Genomic DNA, 1816 nt, shown 5'->3' with positions numbered 1-1816 from the left:
ATATAAAACATTTATTATAAGAAGGATTTATCTTGATAATTTTATCGAAAAATGAAACGTATAGTCCTTTCTTCCGTATACTATAATAGAATTAGACTTCCATTTAATGATGGTGAAAAAAGGAGTTTTTTAATATGGCATCTCGTGATGACAGATTGTTAGCAACAATGATTTACGTTATTAGTTTTTTTACTGCATTTATCGGACCTCTTATTATATGGTTATTGCAAAAGGATAAATCTTCATTTATCGACTATCATGGTCGCGAATATTTTAACTTTTTCATATCTTATTGTGTGTATGGGCTTGTTTCATTTATACTTACCTTCATATTAATTGGCTTAATTATCGCGCCGATTGTTGGTATAGCAGCATTTATATTCACGATTATTGGAGCTGTCAAAGCTTATGAAGGTAAAGAATATCGCTTTCCGTTTATCTTTAGAATTTTATGATGTATAAAATATAATATTTTTCGTATAAAAGAAGCTGACTGAAGGGAAATACTACATCTAATGGTTCGTAGTGTTTCTGATCGGTCAGTTTCTTTATTTTTATTAATTAGGTGGTCAAATGAATATAAAGCAATGCTATCATACAACCGCAACTATTTATTTGAATATTTCTTTATTTACTGTTGCACTAAGTATCATCTTGTTTACAGTCAATTTAACGATTTTAGACAAGCATGGAATATGGGGTACAACTATTCCGTTTATGTTTATAAGTTGTGTTTATTTTGTATGTTTTCTTATTTATAAGAAAAGATATCAAAGTATACCTGGTGAAATTTCGGCGAGCTGTACAACACCTTTAGAAGAAAGGGATGTTTTGCTGGCGTTTATGCCTGCTCCTACACTGAGAGTTTTGTTATTTAATGAGAAAGGAAAGCTTCTTGGAGAAATTAATGATTCGAATACATCCTGGTATAATTGGATCATTCCAAATAGTATATTAGCATTGATGCCTAACTCATATGTATTAACCGATTCTAAAGGGAATATATTAGCGACTTTTGAAGTAAATGGTTGGTTTTCAAACGATATGAGTTTCTATGATGAAAAAGGTAACCAAGTTGGCAATTATCAGGAAGATTGGAAGCAATCGTTAGTACGTTATAAAGGCACAGTTCGGGATGATGATGGATCTATTCGAATGACTGTTGATATAAGCGGATTTTTGCAATCCTTCATTATACCTTCTGAAGAAGGAAAGATGTTAGTTTCTTACCAAAAGGGATGGATGCCTTTAGAGTGGGCAGAGAGGTTTAAACTTAATACACCAATCCTCACTTTTACGAATTTGACTACAAAAGAAGATCGATTATGTATTTATGGCTTATGTGCTCGATTATTAAGTCATTGTAAAAATTAGCATTATTTTAAGCGTATGATGAGTAATCGAAAAAATTCTTTGATATAATCTTAAAAAAAGTAAAGTGGGGTTACTATGAAGGGTTTAGAAGAGATTTTAGCATTTAATAAAGATTTTGTAGAAAACAAGGAATTTGAAGCATTCTCAACAGATAAATTTCCAGATAAACGAATGGTAATTATAAGCTGTATGGATACTCGTTTAGTAGAACTACTTCCTAAAGCGATGAATATTCGCAATGGTGATGTAAAAATCATTAAAACAGCAGGTGCTGTCGTTTCACATCCATTTGGAAGTGTAATGCGTAGTATATTGGTAGCAATTTATGAATTGAATGCAGACGAAGTATATGTAATCGGTCATCATGATTGTGGTATGTCAGCTGTATCTGTAGACAGCATGGTTGAAAAGATGAAAAAGCGAAATGTATCACCTGAAATAT

Annotated in this window: 3 protein-coding genes; all 3 read left to right on the top strand. The window is 31.6% G+C overall.

From position 1 onward, the window contains the following. Positions 1–134 precede the first annotated feature (134 nt). Positions 135–455, top strand: a complete 321-nt coding sequence (locus V7014_RS26170; RefSeq protein WP_335511897.1) for a DUF4870 domain-containing protein — start codon at positions 135–137, stop codon at positions 453–455. A 118-nt stretch (positions 456–573) separates the two neighbouring features. Further along, complete coding sequence (locus V7014_RS26165; protein ID WP_335511894.1) at positions 574–1374, top strand: hypothetical protein; 801 nt, start codon at positions 574–576, stop codon at positions 1372–1374. A 75-nt stretch (positions 1375–1449) separates the two neighbouring features. Next, on the top strand, positions 1450–1816 hold a 367-nt coding region (locus V7014_RS26160), incomplete at its 3' end, for a beta-class carbonic anhydrase (protein ID WP_335511892.1).

This window comes from Bacillus sp. JJ722, from assembly GCF_036963345.1.
Lineage (GTDB): Bacteria > Bacillota > Bacilli > Bacillales > DSM-1321 > Bacillus_AD.
The sequence above is the reverse complement of the archived record's forward strand: the minus strand, read 5'-3'. Positions and strand labels throughout refer to the sequence as shown.

Bases quoted from the DNA above. Each gene is read 5' to 3' on its own strand.
- V7014_RS26170 (WP_335511897.1), top strand. From the start codon at position 135: ATGGCATCTCGTGATGACAGATTGTTAGCAACAATGATTTACGTTATT.
- V7014_RS26165 (WP_335511894.1), top strand. From the start codon at position 574: ATGAATATAAAGCAATGCTATCATACAACCGCAACTATTTATTTGAAT.